Origin of the sequence: Klebsiella sp. OBRC7, from assembly GCF_000293135.1 — a bacterium.
Classification (GTDB): domain Bacteria; phylum Pseudomonadota; class Gammaproteobacteria; order Enterobacterales; family Enterobacteriaceae; genus Klebsiella; species Klebsiella michiganensis.
The window spans coordinates 1-20,840 of record NZ_ALNJ01000079.1; the positions used below are offsets into that span (position 1 = coordinate 1).

Here is a 20,840-nt window from a genome sequence, read left to right on the forward strand (position 1 = left end):
TCTGCAGGTTCAGGTACGCGTAGTTGCTGCTGCCGCCGACGTCGTTGTGCACGTTGTTGCCGGTGAAGTTGTAGTTCAGTAGCCCGGCGTTAATTCCGTGGTCCCAGAGCTCAGGCGGAATATAGCCGCGGGCGCGGTTGCCCATAAACGCCTGGGGTACGGTCAGATACAGCCGCTGCTGCCCGGCATCAAAGCGGGTGGTGGCGTCTTTGATCATCTCGGTTAGCGGTACGCAGGCATCCGCCGCCAGCACGTCGATTCCGGCAATGGCCGCGGTATTCACGCCCATGCTGGCCAGCTGTCCGCGCGTCAGGCAGGGGGCCAGCCCGTGGCCCTTTTCAGCGGCATTAAAGGTGATATCGCGGGTGGTCATATACCCGTCATTCAGGTAGATATCCGCGCGATAGGTACCCGGCGGCAGCTCCTGGCCCTTTTCAAAACCGGACAGATCCGCCACGGCGGCGGGATCGTCCGCCAGAAAGCGTGGGTTGAAATAGAGCTCCGCCTGCGCGTAAAAAGCCGGTGAGGAAAGTATAAGGGCAAGGGGGATCTGCGCGAATACGCGAGCAGATCCTGGAGCCATACGCCGGGAGCCCAAGTGGTAGAGTCCATATTTCAGATGTGACATAGTCCCTCCGGTCCAAAGTCGCCCGGCCATCGTTATTTTTTTCGTTCAGGGGGAGAGCGCTGCTCCCCGGTCAGTTACTGCATGACGCCTTTCATACGCGGGGTGAGTGCGCCGTAGTCATTAATCGTCCGGTATGTAATCTCGCGACCGGCATCGGACGGTAAACTGACACTGGCTTCGCCCATCGGCGGGACCAGCGCATTTTTCAGCACCCGGGTTCCGGCGTTGAGCTCGGTGACCGTCTGGTAATAAGGGGTTGGGTTAATCAGCGTGAGTGAGCTTCCGCTGCGGCGGAACTTTAGCTTTTCCGCGGCCTGATCCGGCGGTAGCGCCAGTTTGGCCGGGCGGTAATAAAGCTTGATACGGCTGATAATCGCCAGCTGTAGCGTGTTTTCGCTGAGCTTTGATTTATCCATCGATGGGATTGCTTTGACGTTCATCCAGAACAGCGTTTCCCGGTCCTGCGGCAGCTGGCCGTTGGTGGCATCGAGAATGCGCAGAGTATTCTCTTTCTTCCCCTGCATGGCGAACAGCGGCGGGGTAATGACAAAACTCCCGTCTTTCGCACCATCGGCGTTCTCTACCCATGACTGGATCAGATAGGTGTTGTCGTCGTTATTGGTCACCGCCAGCTGAGCCTGTTTCTGTCCGGCCGGATAAATCACGCGGGTCGCGCCCAGCGCCACGCCGGCCTGCGCCTGAGCGGTAAAACCGGCGGTGGAGAGCAGCAGGAGTCCTGCCAGTAAACCGCGCATCCCGCGCGTGGTAGCCCGTCTATTTTTCATGCTTATCTCTTTCTTTCTCACGGTGAATTCCTGTTACCGGCGCTGATTACTGGTAGGTCAGGGAGAACCAGGCCTGAGCATTTGCCGCTCCTCCGGTGACCTGATTCCCGGTGGAACGATATTTGGCGACAAAATGCAGCGTCGTTGGCCCCGTGTGCAGCTGCGTCCATGCCCCTGGGGGCGCATTGAGCGGGATCTGACTGCCGGTGTTATCAAACAGGGCAACGCCAATGCCGGTCGCGATCCCCGGTCCCTCGCCAACCGAGAGGACATCCGGATTTTTGCCATCGGCGACGCCGTGAAACGTCACGCCAACGCGCTGGCTTACGGCGGTGCTGCACTCCTGCAGGTGAATATCGAAGGGGACGGGGTTGGTATCCTCCCCGGCCGAATGAAACCGATTGCTGCTGATTTGCCCCATCTTGACCGTCATCTGGCGATCGCCGACTTCAACGCGGCAGGACTCGGCAATGACTATCCCCTGAAAGCGCATGTTCCCGCCGGGCAGCATGGTGTCCCACTGGTTTCCTGCCAGCGCCAGCGGTGGGAGCAATAAAATCAACAGACCAGACTTCATTCTTTGCATCGTTATCACCCTCACTCTTATTCGGATAACGGGCCATCCTGGCCCGACGCGCTTCCCTGCCTGATGAAAAAATTACTCGTACTGCACTTTAAAGGTGGCGTCAGCGTTAGCGGTACCGGCAGTGGCTGCGGCAGTCGCGTAGTAGCGAGCCTGGAACGGGAGAACGTTGGTGCCATCGTTCAGAGTGGTTTGCGCGCCGAAGGCGGCGCCGTCCAGCGCCAGCGGAGTACCGGTACGGTCAAGGATCTGTACGCCGACGTTAGTCGCGCCGCCCGCGGCGGAGTTCTGCAGGGCCAGTACCGTTGGGTTGGCGCTGTCAATCGCCGTGCCGGTAAACGCGACGGAGGCTTTGGTGGCGACGGTGGTATCACAATCATTCAGCTGGATATTGAAGCCGACAGCCGTGCTGGTGTCGCCTTTGGCCGCCAGCTTTGCAGAACGAACCTGGCCTAACTGAACGGTCTGATCGATAGAACCAGCATCAACCGCGCAGGCCGCGTTAACCACTTCCCCTTTAAAATGCACCGTACCGCCGTTCACCGTAACGGTATCGGCCAGAGCCGCAGCAGAACTCAGGGACAGTGCTGAAATAACGATAAGTGCTAATTTGTTCATGATAAAACTCCTGTTTATGAATAATCCTGAAGCTATGCTTCACTTAAAAAAACATTTATTGTTGAAAAATAACTTTTGAAACGTAATCCTGTTTTTACAACCTAATTTATTCATCAGGTTGCGGCGATGCGTATAAATAGTCTTAAGTTTCACGCCAAACTCTTCTGCGATCTCCTGGTTGCTTTCCCCTCTGCTTAACATGCTTAACATCTGCTTTTCACGCAGGCTTAGCCGATACTTTGTATGATAATTTCCTGAGGTTTCTTTCTTTAAAAAGAAATTCAGGATGCTTCTGGTATTACTTTTTTTGTCCAGTACGGTTATTTTTTCAAATAGCTCGGACTTATAAAAAGCTAAGTCGCTGGAGGCGAAGGCAACAATGTTTTTATTTGAAAAATAAATCCACTCCGAACCCGAAAGGTCGTTAGAGTCCAAATCTATAATCAAAAAGAAATTGTCAATAAACTCTACTCCAAGCAGTTCAATCAGGCCCAGAGTGAAATATTTATCCTTGGATAAAATATTAGTTGATAGATTCATGTCTGAACGCGATCTCATCCTTGGGTTGACCTTTAACTCATCGTTAATAAAACCATTCAGCGAATTGAGAGTAATCTAACATCACCCGTCTCAATGAGGCATGCAGCTGAAGCTCTAAAAGATGTAACCACTGCAAAGTTATCATTTTGTGGGTGTTTTGTTTGTGATTTTCATTGTAAATAGCGTTAAAGGTTTATAATTTGTTTTTTTATAGGTTTTTGTAAATTAAAAATGATAGGGTTGAGTTATCATTAAACTCTGAACAATAGGCGCACTCTTTGTATTGGAATTTTCTTAGGGAACATTCCTTGATAAATGTCTGACATCTTTATCTTTAGCCAATCAGATTTCTTTTTATCTGCCTGTGTATATCCCTATAGAGGTGTCCGGATTCTCGCTTTTACGCTGTCTTCAGGACGCTAATTCAGGCGGTGAAAATATCATCCCTGGTCATTTCATGTATCAGGTAGTTAATTGCGTGATGGTATTATTTAATCATCATTTATCTCCTCGGTTCTCACAGCTTCAGGACGCGTTCAGCTCATACATCCCGAATGATGTTCTGGTGGTCTATATTGTTTCAGGCGCAAGGCTAGCTCAGATGGGTCTTGTTACGCCCTGTGTTTCGATGAAGACAATAATAGCATTGTGTTTTTTTTCAGTTATATGTATTCTCTTTTAATGGTTTTTAGGTGTTAAAATTCAATTTACAATAAATTTAAGGTTATTATTAGTATAAAATACTGCACATATGCCTGATGTGCGGATTGTGTGCGACTGAGGATTATTTGTAAGGCTGATTTATGATCTACAAAATTCAAGGAACGATCCATTTCAGGAGCGATGACGGGCTGCTATGGCTCGATGAAGACTCATGCGTCACGCTGACAGCCACCACAAGCCGCCTGCTTAAGTTCCTTTTAGACCATAGAGAGCATGTGGTTTACAGGAACGAGATACTTGAAAAAGTCTGGGATGCGCATGGGCTGCGGACTTCCAGCCATAGCCTCAATAAATATATTTCTGACCTGAGAGCCGTCTTCAGGAGTATGGGCTGTGTCGAGGAGATTATCGTTACCGTGCCCCGGGTTGGGTTTAGGGTGTCCGCGAGCATATTGATTGAGAGAGTGGATAATTCAGCCCCCGCCATACGTAATGAAAACGATGCGGAAGCTATAACGTTAAGCAGCAGCGGCTGTGCACATAAGGGAACACGTAAATTTTCTGCGGGATGGGCAAAAAAGTCTGGCTATGCGCTGCTTGCGCTATTTGTGTTGGTTATCCTTTTCTGGAGCGTGAGTGCCGACCGATATCGCCTGATTTTTGCGGCCGGCCAGGATGAAGGCTATTATCTGGGAAGCATTGAGTCTTGCCCGGTCAGAACTTTTAACGCCATACCGAATGAGCAACTGCAAAAGATGATGGTTCTTGTCCGCCAGCTAAGCGCAAAGCAGAAAATGGTTTGCTTAGGCAACAGCGTTTTCTACTTTAATATCTCGGAATCTGTGTTAAAAGCCAATGAAGGGAGGGTTTTTCTGGCCCACTGTATCTACTCAAAAATAAAACCAGGTGCGCTGTATTCATGTGAGAACTACTATAGGCCTGATTATGAAATTCCTGAATAACGTTAATTTAAAGCGCGTTTATGTTCTGTTGTCAATTTTATTTGCTGTTTTTGTTTGCGGCTGGCTGATAAACCATTTTCATCAGCAAAATGATTTTGATTGTTCCGCAAATTTGCGAATTGAATCGGGCTCATTTGGCTTTGATGCAAACTTTAAAACTTTCTTGCTGATGCGGGGAAATAACAGCGGCTATTTTGACGTTTCCGGAAAAGTGATAGTCGATAACGTCAAGTACAATGTCGAAAGATCCTATCATTTCATCTATGCAAAGAAAGCTAATAACATTTACCACTTAACCCAAACGACCATCTCGAAGCGGAAAGCCGACAATATGATCGAGGGAATGATGCAAAAAGTCTTTTTTAGTCCCGATCCGGACTCGGGACGCTATATTAAGATACAAAAAATGAAAAATGGCTGGATCGTCCGCAGCTTGTACTCACCCTCGTTTATTTGCGTAAACAATTGATATTAATAAGTTATGGGGTTTTCCTCTGTTACAGCCAGAGGAGTGAGCGGTTGCGGAACGCGTGCGGGGCGTTACTAAAGAAGACGATCTGGCTGAAATGAGAAAGTAACAAAGCAAAAAGCCCGCTCGAAAGCAGGCTTCTTAAATTTGGCTCCTCTGACTGGACTCGAACCAGTGACATACGGATTAACAGTCCGCCGTTCTACCGACTGAACTACAGAGGAATCGTGTGAACGGGGCGCATATTAACGATGACCATCCCCCTTGTCAAAGCCTGAATCACCTTAACTTGTTCGTTTGCTGACAATTTCAGCAGAGTGCCTGTTTTTACGGCATTGAGCCGCCGGGTGCACCGTTGCGGTGCATTTATACCCCTAATGGGGCATACCGCAATCCGCTTACCGGGCAACAAAATCGCGGTTTGCTATTAGTATCCCTTATTACGCGGCCTGCAGCGGCATTTGCGTCCCTGCAAAAAAGCTGGCAAGCAAATTGCAAAACCTTCTGCATCTAAACGGCCAGTGTTGGTACTGGTGTTCCTTACAGGAGGCAAAATGAACTTAAGACGACTGAAGTATTTTGTGAAAATCGTCGATATCGGCAGTCTGACCCAGGCCGCTGAAGTCTTGCACATCGCACAACCGGCGCTGAGCCAGCAGGTTGCGACCCTGGAAGGCGAGCTGGACCAGCAGCTGTTGATCCGCACCAAGCGCGGCGTGACGCCGACCGAAGCGGGCAAGATCCTTTACACCCACGCCCGGACTATCCTGCGCCAGTGCGAGCAGGCGCAGCTGGCGGTTAACAACGTCGGTCAGACGCTAAGCGGCCAGGTGTCAATTGGGCTGGCCCCGGGCACGGCGGCTTCGGCCATTACCATGCCGCTGCTGCAAACGGTGCGTAATGAGCTGCCGGAAGTCATGGTCTATCTGCAGGAAAGCAGCGGAACGATCCTCAACGATAAGCTTATCGACGGTCAGCTGGATATGGCCGTGCTCTATGAACGTTCTCCGGTCGCCGGGATCGTCAGTCAGCCGCTGCTGAAGGAAGATCTCTACCTGGTCGGTACCCGGGATTGCCCGGGGCAGAGCGTGGATTTGACGGCGGTTGCGGAAATGAATCTGTTCCTGCCGCGTGATTACAGCGCCGTTCGCGCAAGGGTCACCGAAGCTTTCACTCTGCGTCGACTGTCGGCAAAAATTATCGGCGAAATTGAATCCATTACCACCCTGACGGCGGCTATTGCCAGCGGCATGGGCGTCACCGTTCTGCCTGAGTCCGCCGCCCGTTCGCTGTGCAGCGCGGCGAATGGCTGGATGGCGCGCATCAGCACGCCGTCAATGAGCCTGTCGCTGTCGGTCAATATGTCGGCACGCGGCAGTTTGTCGCCGCAGGCGCAGGCGGTGAAGGAAATTTTAATGTCGTTGGTGAGCCGTCCGTCGCTGGAAAACCGTGAATTATTGTTAGTAAGTTAGACTATATTCCTGAATGGAATAAGTTGCTGGTTTTTATTATTTGTTAGCAGGGACAACAGACTTTAACAATAGTGCATATGTTATGTCTGATAGCCCGGAGGAAAGGGTGAATTTCCAGCAACTCAAAATTATTCGTGAAGCGGCCCGTCAGGATTACAACCTGACGGAAGTCGCCAATATGCTCTATACATCGCAATCGGGCGTCAGCCGTCATATTCGTGAACTGGAAGAAGAGCTGGGGATCGAGATTTTTATCCGCCGCGGCAAACGCCTGCTGGGGATGACGGAGCCGGGCAAAGCGTTGCTGGCGATTGCCGAGCGTATTCTGAATGAAGCCAGCAACGTTCGTCGCCTGGCGGACCTGTTTACCAACGATGCGTCCGGCGTCTTAACCATCGCCACCACCCACACCCAGGCGCGCTATAGCCTGCCGCCGGTGATTAAAGCCTTCCGCGAACTCTTTTCCGACGTTCGTCTTGAATTAGTACAGGGGACGCCGCAGGAAATTGAAGCGCTGCTGCACAACGGCGGCGCGGATATCGGCATCGCCAGCGAGCGCTTGAGCAACGACCCGACGCTGGTGGCTTTCCCCTGGTTCCGCTGGCACCACAGCCTGCTGGTCCCCAAAGATCATCCGCTGACCCAGGTGACACCGTTAACCCTCGATGCCATCGCCCGCTGGCCGCTCATTACCTATCGCCAGGGGATTACCGGGCGTTCACGTATTGACGAAGCCTTTAACCGTAAAGGGCTGATGCCGGATATCGTATTAAGCGCTCAGGACTCCGACGTTATCAAAACCTACGTCGAGCTGGGGCTGGGCGTAGGGCTAGTGGCGGAACAGTCAGGCGACGCGCGGGAATCTGATACCTTTACGCGTCTCGATACCCGCCATCTGTTCGATGCCAATACCGTCTGGCTGGGCCTGAAGCGCGGTCAGCTGCAGCGAAATTACGTCTGGCGCTTTATTGAACTGTGCAACGCAGGGCTGTCGCTGGAGGAAATTAAACGTCAGGCGATGGAGCCGGAAGAGGCCGCAATCGATTATCAGATTTAGCAGGATGATAAATCAGATATGAGAGAGTAAACGAAGCTATAATTTATTCACGATTATCGCCACAAAGGAAGGGAAATTGTGCGGCGTGTGAAACTGCTTTGTTCTCTTATTATGATCCTCACCAGCCAGAGCGCTCTGGCGGTGAGCTACCCGTTGCCGCCGGAAGGAAGCCGCCTGGTGGGCAGCCCGCTGACCATCACCATTCCGCAACACAATACCCAGCCGCTGGAGGCCTTCGCCGCTCAGTACGGCCAGGGCCTGAGCAATATGCTCGAGGCCAACCCCGGCGTCGACGTGTACCTGCCGAAGTCGGGCTCCACGCTGGTGGTCCCGCAGCAGCTTATCCTGCCCGCCACGGTTCGCAACGGGATCGTGATCAACGTGGCCGAAATGCGTCTCTACTACTATCCGCCCGATGGCACAACGGTTGACGTTCTGCCGATTGGTATTGGCCAGGCAGGACGCGAAACCCCGCGTAACTGGGTCACCGCCGTGGAGCGTAAGCAGGAGGCGCCGACCTGGACGCCCACCGCCAATACCCGTCGTGAATACGCCAGCCGTGGCGAAAGCCTGCCCGCGTTTGTGCCCGCAGGGCCGGATAATCCCATGGGCCTGTACGCTATTTACATCGGCAGGCTCTACGCGATCCATGGCACCAACGCCAATTTCGGCATTGGCCTGCGCGTGAGCCAGGGCTGCATCCGCCTGCGTAACGACGACATCAAATACCTGTTTGATACCGTTCCGGTCGGGACGCGCGTGCAGATCATCGATCAGCCGGTGAAGTATACCGCCGAGCCGGACGGCAGCCGCTGGGTTGAAGTTCACGAACCGTTGTCGCGTAACCGCGCGGAGTATGAATCGGACCGGAAGGTGCCACTCCCCATCACGCCGGCGATTCAGGCCTTTGTGAAGGGCGAGGGGGTGGATGTGAATCACGCGGAGCAGGCGCTTGAACGCCGTTCAGGGATGCCGGTGGAGATTGGTCGTGCAGCACTGCACGCCGGTAGCGGTTTTTAACCCTCTCCCTCACGCCAGGCGATGTCTTCCATCAGGATAACGCGCCCGCGGTTGCCGGGTGCTATCGGTTGCCGTGGCGATTCACGTTCAGGATTTAGCTTCATCGCATTGAGCTGATGCTTTAGCTAAAGGGATGTTTTTTAAAGGCGCTATGGGTTTCAAATAATTCGGCAACGGACCGGATATGATTAAAGTCTCCCGCATGAACCGCGTGAGGGATCGTTGACTGAATAAAGGTCCAGATAACCGTACTCGTTACGGCCACCTGATCGGGAACCGCGGCTGCCGGACGCTCCTCCAGCAGCCTGTTCCACTCCCTGCAGGCAGCCAGCAGCTGAGTCGTGATGCGCGCTATCCACGGATTATGCTGCTTTTCCGCCGGGCGCAGATTGTGTTCATAGACATTTTGTACCGCCTTTTCACCCGCGGCGAGAATAAAGCCCAGCGTTTGCAGATCGCTTGCCAGCGCGTCCGGCGCGACCGGCAGCAGCTTGCGCCCCGGGGCGGCCTGGGCTTCAAAATAAGAGAGTATCAGCGACGAATCCATCAGGCGTATTCCGTTATCCAGCACCAGCGTCGGCGCTTTGACCGCAGGGTTTATCCTGGAAAAGGCTTCAAAGCTGCTGAATACGGACAGCGGGTGACTTGCAAACTCGACGCCGTAGAGTTCAAGGGAAATTGCCACGCGCCTTACATAAGGCGAATCCATCATGCCAATAAGCTTCATCATGATTCCTGTTTTCCTGTGCTGGTGAAATAGGCCGGGGTTAATGCTTCATTGCCGGCGGTGAAGAAACAGTACAGTAAATTCGTCATGGCGAATATCTTCAGTATCTTACGGGTTGGGTTAGTATTACTGACAGATTGTGGGTCACGTTTTACGCGTCAGGTTGTGGGAGCGGTAACATGGCGGATTTTCCCCCTATTGCGAGTTTACGTAGTTTTGAAGCCGTGGCGCGTCTTGGCAGCGTGACGCTGGCAGCGAAAGAGCTACACGTTACGCACTCAGCCATCAGCCAGCAGATTAAAGTGCTGGAGGAGATGGTCGGCCTCAAGCTGTTTATCCGTCACGGCCGCGGCGTGCAGATTAATGAAGAAGGGCGGCTCTATGCCTTACAGGTCCGCGAGGCTTTGCACCATATTGCTGATGCCACCCGGCTGGTGCAGGTCAACCCCCGCCGGCAGGAGCTGACCCTGGCGATGGTGCCCTCGTTCGGCTGCCACTGGTTGTTGCCTCGCCTGGAACGGTTTCGGGAGAAATACCCCCATATCTCGCTGCGAATACAGGCGAGCCTGGCGATAACCAGCATGCAGCAGGAAGGGGCGGATTTGGCTATACGCATGGGAAAAGGCGACTGGGAAGGAACGGAGAGCCATTACCTTTTCTCCGATCAGCTTATCGTTGTGGCCGCGCCAACCTATAACGGCGGCGTGCTCCCCCGTACGCCGTCAGAGATAGCGAAGAGCAACATTATCTTTTCCATGGAGTCGTGGAAAGCATGGTGTATCAACGCGGGGCTTGAAAGAGAGATTGTGCCAGGCGGTTTGTGCATCAATGACTCAAACCTGGTGCTGGAGGCCGTCCGGCTCGGTAAAGGTATCGCGCTGGAACGCCGCTCTTTAGTCCAGGATGCGCTCTCCAGAGGTGAGCTGGTACAGCTTACGTCTTTCACCGCCCCTTATCCGTGGCCTTACTGGCTGGTTTCATCGCAGGGCGCAGAGCAGAAAAACGAAGCCATTCTATTTAAGGCCTGGCTTGATGAGGAGGTTACCGCGTGGCGCCAGCAAACTGGCGCGGTGGAGGATAAATGTACGCGAAACGGTAAACCTTAGCTCCCGCCGGAAAGGCGGGAGAATTTATAGCAGGATGTTACTTATCGATTAAATGAAAATCACCCTGGGTATATCTTAATCCGTGAATATTGTCAGGGGTAAATATGCGATCGATGAGTTTAATATCAACATCGGAAATAGCCAGACTGGCTGCGCCGGCATTATCCTGCAAATGCGAGATTTGGCGCGCGCCGGGAATGGGGACGATATCATCGCCTTTACTCATCACCCACGCGAGAGCGAGCTGGGCCAGGGTACAGCGATATTTATCGGCCACATTCCGCAGCTGGCTGAGTAGCTGCTGGTTTTTCCGCATGGCATCGTGCTGGAAGCGAGGAAGATTGCGCCGAAAATCATCCTCGGCGAAGCCGGACCGATCGGTGATTTTGCCGGTTAAGAATCCACGACCCAGCGGGCTATAGGGCACAAATCCTACCCCTAATTCGCGGCAAGTTTTAAGAATGTTTTCTTCCGGCTCGCGGGTCCAGAGAGAATATTCAGTCTGAACGGCGGCGATCGGATGAACTTCACAGGCCCGGCGTAAAGTATTGGCAGAGACCTCAGAAAGTCCGATGTGGAGAATTTTCCCTTCCTTGACCAGATCTGCCATTGTTCCCACTACGTCTTCAACGGGGACGGTGGGATCAACGCGGTGCTGATAAAGGAGATCAATAGTCTCGACGTTGAGACGTTTTAGGGAGCCTTCTACCGCCTCGCGGATATGTTCAGGACGGCTGTCAACGCCGGCCATACGCTCAAGCCCCTGACCGCCAGGAAGAATGCGGAAACCAAATTTGGTCGCAATCTGTACCTTGTCGCGAACGCCTTTGATTGCTTTTCCGATCAGCACTTCATTCTCAAATGGGCCATAAACTTCTGCGGTATCAAGGAAGGTAACGCCCAAATCAACCGCAGCGTGAATGGTGTTAATTGCCTGCGACTCTTCGGCTCCGCCATAGGCAAAACTCATTCCCATACAACCCAGACCTAATGCCGACACCTGAAATTTGTTCTTTCCCAGATAACGTGTTTCCATTTTATTTTCCTCACTCGTACAATGTGCTGAAATATATACTTCCCTTTTTCATTCACAACAATTAATCTCTTTCTAATGCAGTATTTTACGGATGTTAACAATGAAAAATATTCCCGAATTGCAACATGTAGAAATGCTTATTCTTATTGTGAAGCATGGAAGTTTTCGTCAGGCAGCAAAAGAGTTGAATATTTCCCCACCAACGTTAACTATTGCCATAAATAATCTGGAAGAGAAACTGGGCGCGAGGCTTCTAAATCGTTCTACGCGCAGTCTTTCTCTGACCGCTATCGGCCAGGAGTTTCTGAATGACGTTACTCCTGTGCTTAATGACTACAGGCGGGTGATTGATAACCTTAATGAGCACAGAGCAAAGCCGGAAGGGGTGGTGAGACTAAATTTGCCACGCGTTGTGCTGGATCTCTTCTTTCAGCGTTACTTCGCACCGTTCAAAAATGAGTATCCGGATATTAAACTTGAGTTATTCACCACGGACAGGAAAGTCAATATTATAGATTCAGGATTTGATGCGGGTATACGCTATACGCAAGATGTGCCTAAAGATATGATTGCCATACCCTTTGGTGAACCACTATCTCTTATCCCAGTGGCGAGTGCGGATTTTATAAAAAAATCCGGCGCACCCTTTTCACCAAAAGAACTCGTTAATTTCAGATGCATTAATCGTTGCTTTCCAGGTGGGGATCGGTACCGCTGGGAGTTTATTAGCGCTACGGGCGTTATAACGGAAGTGGCTGTGAAGGGCGATCTGGTGATGGATTCCGATGTGGCGATGATACAGGCTGCGGAATCCGGATTAGGTATTGCCTTTGTATATGAGAATCTGGTTCAGGATAAAATTAAAGAAGGCGGGCTTGTCCGCTTGCTGTCTGCTTATCGTTATCCTGCCGATCATTTTAATATTTACTATCCGAGCCGCAAACATATCCCGGTCCCCCTGAGAACATTTATAACATGGGTGATGTTGATGAATAAAAATATCCTGCAGCAATAGCATGTGAAACGGCGGGTGAAAATAGGCGGAATGAAAAACTGATTTTATCACGCTATTTTGCACGGTCGATACGCCTGACGCTTCTGCGGCTTTATCGTCCGGTCGCCATCCCGTGCCGTTAACGCTGCCCGGTTCCGGGGCAGCACGGGTGCAAAATATAGCTAAATCCGTTGTAGCCCCGATCTTCCCGGTAGCCGCCGGGGTTGGTATCGCTGACGAAGATGGATAACGGCTTTCTTCACGCTTTATTACGAAAAGGAAATCTCCACTAATCTGATGAATAATTGTGCACCGCCTGCCGTAGATGTTATATTTAAATATAATATTCGGAGGTGCTCTATGTATACCACTCGCCTGAAAAAGGTCGGCGGATCCATCATGTTGGCGGTTCCTCCCGCCGTGCTCAAAACGCTGGAGCTGTCGACGGACAGCGAAGTCGGCATGACCATTAATAATGGCTGCCTGATTATTGAACCCCAGAAACGGCCTCATTATTCTCTTGAGGAGCTGCTGGCGCAGTGCGATCCGCACGCCGAAATGAGCGAAGAGGATCGGGAATGGATTGATGCTCCTGCGGTGGGCAAGGAGATCCTGTAGATGGACAGAGGGGAAATCTGGCTCGTTTCACTGGATCCGATTGCAGGCCACGAGCAAAGCGGAAAACGTCCGGTGCTTATCGTATCGAAGGCATCGTTTAACAAGCTGACCCGGTTACCCGTTGTTGTTCCCATCACCAGCGGCGGAAATTTTGCTCGCACGGCAGGTTTCACCGTTTCACTGGAAGGGGCAGGGATAAAAACAACGGGCGTTATTCGCTGCGACCAGCCCAGAACCATTGATATAGCTGCCCGGAACGGCAAGCGGCTGGAACGCATACCAGACGCTGTGGTAAATGACGTGCTTGCCAGGCTGGATGCAATTTTTAGTTAACGCAGGACGCAGAAAAGCAAAAAGCCTGCTTCAAAAGCAGGCTTTTCAAATATGGCTCCTCTGACTGGACTCGAACCAGTGACATACGGATTAACAGTCCGCCGTTCTACCGACTGAACTACAGAGGAATCGTTGTGGAGTCGTATCTTAGCGGCGAAAAAACTTTTGTCAAACATCTATTCGCCGTCCGAGGCTCAACTGGCGTATCCATCAACAAATTGTCGCCATTATCGACAATTTATCGGGAAAAATGCTTTGCAGGATTAGCTTTTCTCTATCATCATTTGAAATGTAGTTTCAACTTTTCTCACTAAGGTCTCCCTTGAACGTCACCGCCGCATTACGCCAGTCCGTCGAACGCACGTCCTGGTTTAAAAAACGCAAGAGCTACCGCGTCCTCTACTGGCGTGAAATCAGCCCGCTTGCGGTCCCCATTTTGCTGGAAAACGCCTGCGTATTGCTGATGGGCGTGTTGAGTACTTTTTTGGTCAGTTGGCTCGGTAAAGAGGCCATGGCGGGCGTAGGCCTGGCCGACAGCTTCAATATGGTGATCATGTCCTTTTTTGCCGCCATCGACCTCGGTACGACCGTGGTGGTGGCGTTTAGCCTGGGCAAACGGGACCGGCGGCGGGCAAGGGCGGCAGCGCGCCAGTCGCTGGCGATAATGACCCTGTTCTCGATTATTCTCGCGGCGGTCATCCATGCCTTCGGCGCGGAAATCATTAATTTTGTCGCCGGGGATGCGACAGAAGAGGTAAAGGGTCTGGCGCTGACCTATCTGGAGCTGACGGTGCTGAGCTATCCGGCAGCGGCCATCGCCCTGATCGGCAGCGGCGCGCTGCGCGGCGCCGGAACCACTAAAATTCCGCTGTTGATCAACGGCGGGATGAATATCCTCAATATTATTATCAGCAGCATCCTGATTTACGGCATTTTCTCGTGGCCCGGCATGGGGTTCGTCGGCGCCGGGCTGGGATTAACGATTGCCCGCTACATTGGCGCGGTAGCCACTATTTGGGTGCTCATGATCGGTTTTAACCCGGCGCTGCGCATTTCGCTGAAGAGCTATTTTAAGCCGTTTAACTTCGCCATTATCTGGGAAGTGATGGGTATCGGTATTCCCGCCAGCATTGAATCGGTTTTGTTCAACGGCGGCAAGCTGCTGACGCAGATGTTTGTTGCCGGGATGGGGACCAACGTGATTGCCGGTAACTTTATCGCTTTCTCCGTGGCCGCGCTGATCAACCTGCCGGGGAACGCGCTCGGTTCCGCATCGACCATTATCACCGGCCGACGCCTCGGAAAAGGGCAGATCGCTCAGGCGGAGCGTCAGGCGTGGCACGTCTTCTGGCTGTCGACCATCATTTTGACGGCGATCGCCTGGGGAACCGCGCCGCTTGCCGGCCTGATCGCCTCGTTCTATACCAGCGAAGAGGACGTTAAAGTGGTGGTGAAAGAGCTGCTGTGGCTGAACGCCTTCTTTATGCCGATCTGGGCGATGGCCTGGACGCTGCCGTGCGCCTTTAAAGGAGCACGTGATGTGCGCTACACCATGTGGGTTTCAATGCTTGGCATGTGGGGCTGTCGCGTGGTGGCGGGCTACACGCTGGGGATTGTGCTGGGCATGGGGGTGATCGGCGTCTGGCTGGGTATGGTGCTTGACTGGGCGGTGCGCGGCGTTTTGTTTTACTGCCGGATGGTCAGCGGGCGCTGGTTGTGGAAGTATCCGCGAACGAAAGCGTAGGCCGACGAGACCCGCGCGCAGATTGAAGAAACGTAACATGCGGTGGGCGAAACGGGACTTTTCGCCCAAAGTGGAGAATTATTCGGCAAACGGTTTGAAATGTGAAAACAGCCTTTGACAAGGTGGGGCGCCATCGATAATATGCGCCTCGTTCAAACGATTCCTCTGTAGTTCAGTCGGTAGAACGGCGGACTGTTAATCCGTATGTCACTGGTTCGAGTCCAGTCAGAGGAGCCATATTTAAGAAGCCCGCTTAAGGAAACTTAAGCGGGCTTTTTGCTTTCTATTCCATAGCCACGATGGTGGCAACGCCGGGACACAGAAGAACATTCCCGCGCACCATCAGGGCCTTAAAACCAGGAGACAATAAGGGAAATTAGCCCGATCGCGGCAGTCCAGAAAAAAAGAGTTGCTAATAAAATAAACAGGCGGATATTCCCTACGGTTAATTTCATAAAGCTGTCTTCCCTACTTTTACGAAAATAGTATATTGCCGGTCGCGATAGATAAGCATATCCATGGTTGCTTACTGTCGACATGCGCAATTTTATCTCTGGTAATTTAGTAACAAGGTATTTGTTGCAAATAACCTGTCGCTATTAAAGGATGATTCCAGAGTAGAGTAGCGCCCATAGAGAACTCTTTGATTATTTTGATCTCTCCCTGGCGCTGGCTATTTTGTACCGCTTTTTTGTTTCGTGTGAATTTATCTAATTAATTTAAGAGGTTACGATACTCAATTCAAGTGTTAATCAGCCCTCGGCTGGGCGTTTTATGACCATGGGGCAAATGATGTTGAGATGTTAATAAAATGTTTATTTTTTAATTGGCATAGCAATAATAATATTGCGCGGATATACCGTATGGATGTGTTCTGAGAAATTTTTACCCCTAACGAAAATAAACGCTTTATTTTATAATGCTCAGTCCGGCTGGTGGCCGCGTAAATATTTCACGCGATCCGGACTGAGTGTATTCTGCTCGTATGATATCAGAGCTTAGCGGAACGGCGGTTCGTTGAAGGTTCTCAGCTTGCGCGAATGCATGTGATCGCCTTCGGCGCGCAGCAGGTCAATCGCCCGAATACCAATCTGCAAATGTTCGGAGATAGCCCCTTCATAGAAGCGGTTCGCCTGGCCCGGCAGCTTAATTTCGCCGTGCAGCGGTTTGTCGGAGACGCACAGCAGGGTGCCGTAGGGGACGCGGAAGCGATAGCCCTGGGCGGCAATGGTCGCGCTTTCCATATCGATAGCCACCGCGCGGCTGAGGTTAAAGCGCAGCGCTGAGGCTGAGTAGCGTAGCTCCCAGTTGCGATCGTCGGTGGTGACCACCGTTCCGGTACGCAGCCGCTGTTTTACCTCTTCGCCCGGCATGCCGCTGACCTGCTTCGTGGCGTCGTAGAGCGCGCGCTGAACTTCGGCAATGCTCGGAATAGGGATATCCGGCGGCAGCACCGCATCCAGCACGTGGTCGTCGCGCAGATAGGCATGGGCCAGCACGTAGTCGCCGATATTCTGGCTTTCACGCAGGCCGCCGCAGTGGCCAATCATCAGCCACACGTCCGGACGCAGCACCGCCAGATGGTCGCAGATATTTTTGGCATTTGCCGGGCCGACGCCAATATTAATCAGCGTGATCCCCTGTCCGTTTTTGGTTATCAGGTGCCAGGCGGGCATCTGATGCTTTTTCCACGCCAGATCGGAAATTGCTTCCTCCGGCGCCTCCGTGTCCGCTGTTATCCAGATCCCGCCCGCGCAGGAGAGGGCGATATAGGGACTCTCGGGATCGAGAATTTGGCTACAGCCCCAGCGCACGAACTCATCGACGTAGCGGGTGTAGTTGGTAAACAGCATATACGGCTGGAAATGGTCAACCGGCGTGCCGGTATAGTGGCGCAGGCGCGCCAGCGAGAAATCGACGCGGCGGGCGTCGAAGTGGGAAAGTGGATAGTATTCCGTCGAATGAAACAGGCCATCGGCGGTTTCATCGCCAATTTGCGACAGCTCGGTGGTGGGGAAAAAACGCGTCAGGCCGGCGCTCATTGAGCGATCGAGCGTGAGTTCAGAGCCATCAATAACGTACGGATAGGGGATCTCATGCTGCGACAGCCCGACGGTAATCGCGGCATCGTAATCCTGATACAGCATGGTGAGCTGTTCAAGCAGATAGGCGCGAAACAGTTTAGGGTTAGTGATGGTGGTGGTATAGCAACCGCTATGGGTGAAGCGACCCCAGGCCCGGGTTTTTAACGCTTTATGTTCCGCTCCGTTCCACGATACCGACAGCTGCGGGTAAACGAACAGTCCTTCCGCACGGGCGCTATTCTCGGGGAGGATGTTATGGTGAATATAATCGCCGAGGGCTTTACGCAGCGCATTGACCGATTTTTCATAGAGCGCTTCGAGCTGCGTAAGCGCCTGTTCTGGGGTCAGCCTGGCGGCTTTCTGATTCATGACGTACTCCTTGTTTCTGCTCTGCTGACGTTTTGCTTAGTATGTCACAGACTGAAAAAGGCGCGGGACAATTTAACCCGCTTAGTTGAGAAAGTACTGAGATTAGAACCAGTTGATGCCGGGGATGTCGATTAATGCGCGGTGATATTCGCGATGGTGCCCCAGCGTTCAGCGCTGAAATGCGTGGCGTTGAGCACTTTTAGGGTGATCGACTTATTGTCGTTAATGCAGTACAGCGCGTTAGCCAACGGCGTCAGCTTATCGCCCTCCTGTAGACGCCGGCCGCAGGAAGTGAGTTCCGCAATGATGGTTAGCTGGCCGCTTTGCAGAACCGCGTGGGTATGTGTAGACGTCGAGGTCTCGCGTAGTTTCTTAATCCACCATTCCATTTGTTTATTCCTGACCTGTTACACTCCGGCGATAATTCATGTTTGCTTCTCATCTGACAATAAGAACAGGTGGTTGGTTTAGTCTATGTTTAATAAGTGAATCGCAGGATCGGATTCCTTCTGCATAATAGCCCACCCTGGCAGCTAAAGAGATAATTCGGACAGAAATATGGCAATGATGCGTTTTACCCGGCTGCTGAATAAGTCGGGATTAAGATTAGTCTCGGTGGCGAAAAAAGCCATCATTGGGCTGCTGGTGGTCGTGATCGTCTTTTTTATTGGCCGTATTTACGAATCGCAGCGCGGTCCGGCGCTGCACCGCTGGCATACCTGGACGGCGAATGAAATGAGCGCCAGCGAGATTGACCGCGCCACTTTTGCCGAATACCAGACGCGGGAAGCTGCGATTTTCCGCGATATGAAAAGCAGCATTACCGACACGTTGAGCGATGATGACAAAACGGCCATTAACCGCTTTTACGCGCAAAGCCTGGTCTATCCGGATAAGTTTCATCCCGACTGGAACCGCTCCTTTATTCTGCTGCCGCAGGGCAAACCGCGCGGCGCGGCGGTGCTGCTGCACGGCCTGACGGATTCGCCCTACAGCGTGCACTATCTGGCGCAAAGCTACCAGCAGCAGGGATTTGTCGCCGTCGCGCCGCGTCTGCCTGGGCATGGGACCGCCCCCGGCGCGCTCACCGCGGTGGACCGCGAAGAGTGGATAGCAACGACTCGGCTTGCGGTGCGCGAAGCGACCCGGCTGGCGGGGGATGACGCGCCGCTGCACGTGGTTGGCTACTCTAACGGCGGGGCGCTGGCGCTAAAATACGCCCTCGATAGCCTGGAAGATAAGTCGCTGCGGCGGCCGCAGCAGATCATCCTGCTGTCGCCGATGATTGGCGTTACCGCGTTTGCGCGTTTTGCCGGGCTGGCCGGTTTACCTTCTGTATTTCCGGCTTTCGCCCGCGCGGCGTGGCTGAACGTCGTCCCGGAGTTTAACCCCTATAAATACAATTCGTTCCCGGTGAAGGCGGCAAGGCAGTCGTGGCTATTGTCGCAGGCGCTGCAGCAGCAGATCGTGCAGGAAGCGCAGAGTAAGCGGCTTTCTGAACTGGCGCCGGTATTAACTTTCCAGTCGGTGATGGATTCTACGGTCAGCACCCGGGCGGTGGTAGATTCGCTCTATCGCTATCTACCGGATAACGGTAGCGAACTGGTAATTTTCGATATTAACCAGGCGGCGAATTTGCGCGCGTTATTCCGTCCGTCGCTCTATTCGGCGGTCAATACGTTATTGCCGCCGGCGCCTCGGCCCTACGGCACCACGGTGATTACCAACGCCGCGCCCGACACCTACGAGACGGTGGCCCGCACCACGCTTGCCGGGACGCGAAGCGAAACCGTGACGCCGCTGAATATCGCCTGGCCGCAGGATATGTATTCACTATCGCACGTGGCGGTGCCGTTCCCGCTGAGCGACTCGCTCTATGGCCGGGAACCGGCGGAGAAAAATCGCTACGGGATCAGCATCGGGACGATCTCGTTGCGCGGAGAAACCTCCACGCTAAGCGTCGGGTTGGATACGCTGATGCGCGTCACGTCCAACCCGTTTTTCCCGTGGATGATGGTGAGAATTAACCATCATATCGCCTGTAGCGATCGGGCTGATATCGCTGCCTGTCTCCGTCCAGAGCCGGCAGCGTCAGAATAGCGTAAGATGCATCACGGTACGGATGGCGATCCCGGCGATAGCGCCAATTGCGGCGAAGCGGAACAGGCGTACGAAGCGCGAGCTGACGCCCAGAAAGATGCCGATGCCGGGAAGATCGAACGTTTGCACTAGCAGGCCCGCCGAGGCGTTGATCTGGCTTACGGTCGCTTTACCCTGCTGGACGAGCTCGGAGACCACGCCGAAATAGGCCGTACCGCCGGCAACGCATTTGACCAGCGCCGGCAGCACGAAGTTAACCGGAATATTCAGCCACAGCAGCAGCGGCAGCAGCAGGCGCTGAAGCATCTCAATCAGGCCTGCCGCCTGCATAAATCCGACGATAGCCAGCGACAGGATCAGCATGGGCACCGCGCCGAGGGCCAGGCGGATGGCATCGGCACCGGCGCTGTTGATAACGGCGATAATCCCCTGGCTATTTTGCTCCGCTTCAGGCAGCGCGTCGGCCCGCGCGTTTTCAACCATCGATAGCCTGCGGCCGGCGATATGCCAGGTGACCGCGGCGGCGCACAGCCCGCCGACAATCGAAATGATGATTGAGGCCAGCCAGTGCAGGCCGAAGGGCGTTAACGGATAGAAAACGTTGCCTTGACCCATAGCGAAAAGCATCGCCAGCGTGGCGGCCATATGCCGGTCCGAAGCGCCGCGTTTATCCATAATCGCGAGGGTCGCCAGCGGGGCGGCGAAGCTGACAAAATTCATCTGAATCAGGGCAAACGCGCTCATCCCGGTTAAGCCGAACGGCTTAAGCAGCGGGGCGAGCCTGCGAACGATAACGTCCAGTACCCCGCGTACCTCGAGATATTTCATCACGATGAGCATGACGACCATGATTGGCAACAGCGTATAAAGCGCCACGTCGACGGAGGTTTTCCCCGCCGACATAATAATGCTGATGAAGTCCATCTATTTCT

22 protein-coding genes and 3 tRNA genes are annotated in these 20,840 nt (G+C 53.1%); 13 read left to right on the forward strand and 12 right to left on the reverse strand.

The annotated features are described in order from the left end of the window. From HMPREF1144_RS15540 to HMPREF1144_RS15560, 5 genes are all read right to left on the reverse strand, one after another. Positions 1-628 (reverse strand): FimD/PapC N-terminal domain-containing protein (locus HMPREF1144_RS15540; RefSeq protein WP_009653327.1); only part of this gene is annotated, 628 nt, incomplete at its 3' end. Between the two features lie 74 nt (positions 629-702). Beyond that, complete coding sequence (locus tag HMPREF1144_RS15545) at positions 703-1,413, reverse strand: fimbria/pilus periplasmic chaperone (RefSeq protein ID WP_032721514.1); 711 nt, start codon at positions 1,411-1,413, stop codon at positions 703-705. Positions 1,414-1,459: 46 nt separating this feature from the next. Continuing rightward, positions 1,460-1,999, reverse strand: coding sequence for a fimbrial protein (locus HMPREF1144_RS15550; protein ID WP_009653339.1), 540 nt, complete (start codon positions 1,997-1,999; stop codon positions 1,460-1,462). A 72-nt stretch (positions 2,000-2,071) separates the two neighbouring features. Then, positions 2,072-2,614 carry a type 1 fimbrial major subunit FimA gene (gene fimA, locus HMPREF1144_RS15555; RefSeq protein ID WP_004852329.1) on the reverse strand — a complete coding sequence of 181 codons (543 nt, stop codon included), beginning with the start codon at positions 2,612-2,614 and terminating at the stop codon, positions 2,072-2,074. A 39-nt stretch (positions 2,615-2,653) separates the two neighbouring features. After that, positions 2,654-3,154 carry a helix-turn-helix transcriptional regulator gene (locus HMPREF1144_RS15560; protein ID WP_009653324.1) on the reverse strand — a complete coding sequence of 167 codons (501 nt, stop codon included), beginning with the start codon at positions 3,152-3,154 and terminating at the stop codon, positions 2,654-2,656. An 803-nt stretch (positions 3,155-3,957) separates the two neighbouring features. Here HMPREF1144_RS15560 and HMPREF1144_RS15565 point away from each other — a divergent pair. After that, the gene (locus tag HMPREF1144_RS15565; RefSeq protein WP_042927871.1) at positions 3,958-4,779 is read left to right on the forward strand and encodes a winged helix-turn-helix domain-containing protein; all 822 of its coding nucleotides are present in this window, start codon (positions 3,958-3,960) and stop codon (positions 4,777-4,779) included. Further along, on the forward strand, positions 4,763-5,248 hold the full coding sequence (locus HMPREF1144_RS15570) for a hypothetical protein (RefSeq protein WP_042927873.1): 486 nt from the start codon (positions 4,763-4,765) through the stop codon (positions 5,246-5,248). The genes HMPREF1144_RS15565 and HMPREF1144_RS15570 overlap by 17 nt, the downstream gene beginning before the upstream one ends. A gap of 148 nt (positions 5,249-5,396) precedes the next feature. Here HMPREF1144_RS15570 and HMPREF1144_RS15575 read toward each other — a convergent pair. After that, positions 5,397-5,472: transfer RNA gene (locus HMPREF1144_RS15575), tRNA-Asn, on the reverse strand. A gap of 330 nt (positions 5,473-5,802) precedes the next feature. Between HMPREF1144_RS15575 and nac the strand changes: the two genes are divergently transcribed. From nac to ldtA, 3 genes are all read left to right on the forward strand, one after another. Further along, positions 5,803-6,720 (forward strand): nitrogen assimilation transcriptional regulator NAC, encoded by a 918-nt coding sequence (nac, locus tag HMPREF1144_RS15580; protein ID WP_004852321.1) that lies wholly within the window; start codon positions 5,803-5,805, stop codon positions 6,718-6,720. Between the two features lie 106 nt (positions 6,721-6,826). Next, positions 6,827-7,777, forward strand: coding sequence for an HTH-type transcriptional regulator Cbl (gene cbl / locus HMPREF1144_RS15585; protein ID WP_004852319.1), 951 nt, complete (start codon positions 6,827-6,829; stop codon positions 7,775-7,777). Positions 7,778-7,855: 78 nt separating this feature from the next. Beyond that, entirely contained in the window at positions 7,856-8,797 is a 942-nt protein-coding gene (gene ldtA / locus HMPREF1144_RS15590) for a L,D-transpeptidase (protein WP_009653331.1), read from the forward strand. Positions 8,798-8,918: 121 nt separating this feature from the next. Here ldtA and HMPREF1144_RS15595 read toward each other — a convergent pair whose 3' ends face one another. Then, complete coding sequence (locus HMPREF1144_RS15595; RefSeq protein ID WP_009653325.1) at positions 8,919-9,524, reverse strand: glutathione S-transferase family protein; 606 nt, start codon at positions 9,522-9,524, stop codon at positions 8,919-8,921. A gap of 179 nt (positions 9,525-9,703) precedes the next feature. Here HMPREF1144_RS15595 and HMPREF1144_RS15600 point away from each other — a divergent pair, with 179 nt between their 5' ends. After that, entirely contained in the window at positions 9,704-10,630 is a 927-nt protein-coding gene (locus tag HMPREF1144_RS15600; RefSeq protein WP_009653332.1) for a LysR substrate-binding domain-containing protein, read from the forward strand. Between the two features lie 37 nt (positions 10,631-10,667). Here the strand turns inward: HMPREF1144_RS15600 and HMPREF1144_RS15605 are convergent, their stop codons facing one another. Further along, positions 10,668-11,666: an aldo/keto reductase gene (locus tag HMPREF1144_RS15605; RefSeq protein WP_009653340.1), complete on the reverse strand. Its 999-nt coding sequence runs from the start codon at positions 11,664-11,666 to the stop codon at positions 10,668-10,670. A gap of 100 nt (positions 11,667-11,766) precedes the next feature. Between HMPREF1144_RS15605 and HMPREF1144_RS15610 the strand changes: the two genes are divergently transcribed. The 3 genes from HMPREF1144_RS15610 (at position 11,767) to HMPREF1144_RS15620 (ending at position 13,611) form a co-directional block, all read left to right on the forward strand. Then, entirely contained in the window at positions 11,767-12,681 is a 915-nt protein-coding gene (locus tag HMPREF1144_RS15610; protein ID WP_009653341.1) for a LysR family transcriptional regulator, read from the forward strand. A gap of 339 nt (positions 12,682-13,020) precedes the next feature. After that, positions 13,021-13,278: an antitoxin gene (locus tag HMPREF1144_RS15615; protein WP_004852307.1), complete on the forward strand. Its 258-nt coding sequence runs from the start codon at positions 13,021-13,023 to the stop codon at positions 13,276-13,278. Beyond that, a complete protein-coding gene (locus HMPREF1144_RS15620; protein ID WP_009653321.1) occupies positions 13,279-13,611 on the forward strand; it encodes a type II toxin-antitoxin system PemK/MazF family toxin in 333 nt (110 codons plus the stop codon). 52 nt (positions 13,612-13,663) lie between these two features. Here the strand turns inward: HMPREF1144_RS15620 and HMPREF1144_RS15625 are convergent. Beyond that, positions 13,664-13,739: transfer RNA gene (locus HMPREF1144_RS15625), tRNA-Asn, on the reverse strand. Positions 13,740-13,745: 6 nt separating this feature from the next. On the opposite strand from HMPREF1144_RS15625, the gene HMPREF1144_RS34010 reads away from it, so the two are divergent. The 3 genes from HMPREF1144_RS34010 (at position 13,746) to HMPREF1144_RS15635 (ending at position 15,592) form a co-directional block, all read left to right on the forward strand. Then, positions 13,746-13,925, forward strand: coding sequence for a DUF5951 family protein (locus tag HMPREF1144_RS34010; RefSeq protein ID WP_219922278.1), 180 nt, complete (start codon positions 13,746-13,748; stop codon positions 13,923-13,925). 8 nt (positions 13,926-13,933) lie between these two features. Next, entirely contained in the window at positions 13,934-15,355 is a 1,422-nt protein-coding gene (locus HMPREF1144_RS15630; RefSeq protein WP_009653322.1) for an EmmdR/YeeO family multidrug/toxin efflux MATE transporter, read from the forward strand. A 161-nt stretch (positions 15,356-15,516) separates the two neighbouring features. Further along, positions 15,517-15,592: transfer RNA gene (locus HMPREF1144_RS15635), tRNA-Asn, on the forward strand. A 761-nt stretch (positions 15,593-16,353) separates the two neighbouring features. Here HMPREF1144_RS15635 and HMPREF1144_RS15640 read toward each other — a convergent pair. Together HMPREF1144_RS15640 and HMPREF1144_RS15645 are read right to left on the reverse strand one after the other, a co-directional pair. Further along, a complete protein-coding gene (locus HMPREF1144_RS15640; RefSeq protein ID WP_009653328.1) occupies positions 16,354-17,808 on the reverse strand; it encodes an AMP nucleosidase in 1,455 nt (484 codons plus the stop codon). 131 nt (positions 17,809-17,939) lie between these two features. Then, positions 17,940-18,197: a histidine kinase gene (locus HMPREF1144_RS15645; protein WP_009653336.1), complete on the reverse strand. Its 258-nt coding sequence runs from the start codon at positions 18,195-18,197 to the stop codon at positions 17,940-17,942. 169 nt (positions 18,198-18,366) lie between these two features. On the opposite strand from HMPREF1144_RS15645, the gene HMPREF1144_RS15650 reads away from it, so the two are divergent. Beyond that, positions 18,367-19,908, forward strand: a complete 1,542-nt coding sequence (locus HMPREF1144_RS15650; protein ID WP_052544846.1) for an alpha/beta fold hydrolase — start codon at positions 18,367-18,369, stop codon at positions 19,906-19,908. On the opposite strand, the gene HMPREF1144_RS15655 is transcribed toward HMPREF1144_RS15650, so the two are convergent. Continuing rightward, a complete protein-coding gene (locus HMPREF1144_RS15655; protein ID WP_009653323.1) occupies positions 19,900-20,832 on the reverse strand; it encodes a nucleoside recognition domain-containing protein in 933 nt (310 codons plus the stop codon). The two genes, HMPREF1144_RS15650 and HMPREF1144_RS15655, sit on opposite strands and share 9 nt — an antisense overlap. Positions 20,833-20,840: the final 8 nt, after the last annotated feature.

Bases quoted from the DNA above. Each gene is read 5' to 3' on its own strand.
- HMPREF1144_RS15545 (WP_032721514.1), bottom strand. From the start codon at position 1,413: ATGAAAAATAGACGGGCTACCACGCGCGGGATGCGCGGTTTACTGGCA.
- HMPREF1144_RS15550 (WP_009653339.1), bottom strand. From the start codon at position 1,999: ATGCAAAGAATGAAGTCTGGTCTGTTGATTTTATTGCTCCCACCGCTG.
- fimA (WP_004852329.1), bottom strand. From the start codon at position 2,614: ATGAACAAATTAGCACTTATCGTTATTTCAGCACTGTCCCTGAGTTCT.
- HMPREF1144_RS15560 (WP_009653324.1), bottom strand. From the start codon at position 3,154: ATGAATCTATCAACTAATATTTTATCCAAGGATAAATATTTCACTCTG.
- HMPREF1144_RS15565 (WP_042927871.1), top strand. From the start codon at position 3,958: ATGATCTACAAAATTCAAGGAACGATCCATTTCAGGAGCGATGACGGG.
- HMPREF1144_RS15570 (WP_042927873.1), top strand. From the start codon at position 4,763: ATGAAATTCCTGAATAACGTTAATTTAAAGCGCGTTTATGTTCTGTTG.
- nac (WP_004852321.1), top strand. From the start codon at position 5,803: ATGAACTTAAGACGACTGAAGTATTTTGTGAAAATCGTCGATATCGGC.
- HMPREF1144_RS15595 (WP_009653325.1), bottom strand. From the start codon at position 9,524: ATGAAGCTTATTGGCATGATGGATTCGCCTTATGTAAGGCGCGTGGCA.
- HMPREF1144_RS15600 (WP_009653332.1), top strand. From the start codon at position 9,704: ATGGCGGATTTTCCCCCTATTGCGAGTTTACGTAGTTTTGAAGCCGTG.
- HMPREF1144_RS15605 (WP_009653340.1), bottom strand. From the start codon at position 11,666: ATGGAAACACGTTATCTGGGAAAGAACAAATTTCAGGTGTCGGCATTA.
- HMPREF1144_RS15610 (WP_009653341.1), top strand. From the start codon at position 11,767: ATGAAAAATATTCCCGAATTGCAACATGTAGAAATGCTTATTCTTATT.
- HMPREF1144_RS15615 (WP_004852307.1), top strand. From the start codon at position 13,021: ATGTATACCACTCGCCTGAAAAAGGTCGGCGGATCCATCATGTTGGCG.
- HMPREF1144_RS15620 (WP_009653321.1), top strand. From the start codon at position 13,279: ATGGACAGAGGGGAAATCTGGCTCGTTTCACTGGATCCGATTGCAGGC.
- HMPREF1144_RS15640 (WP_009653328.1), bottom strand. From the start codon at position 17,808: ATGAATCAGAAAGCCGCCAGGCTGACCCCAGAACAGGCGCTTACGCAG.
- HMPREF1144_RS15645 (WP_009653336.1), bottom strand. From the start codon at position 18,197: ATGGAATGGTGGATTAAGAAACTACGCGAGACCTCGACGTCTACACAT.
- HMPREF1144_RS15650 (WP_052544846.1), top strand. From the start codon at position 18,367: ATGGCAATGATGCGTTTTACCCGGCTGCTGAATAAGTCGGGATTAAGA.
- HMPREF1144_RS15655 (WP_009653323.1), bottom strand. From the start codon at position 20,832: ATGGACTTCATCAGCATTATTATGTCGGCGGGGAAAACCTCCGTCGAC.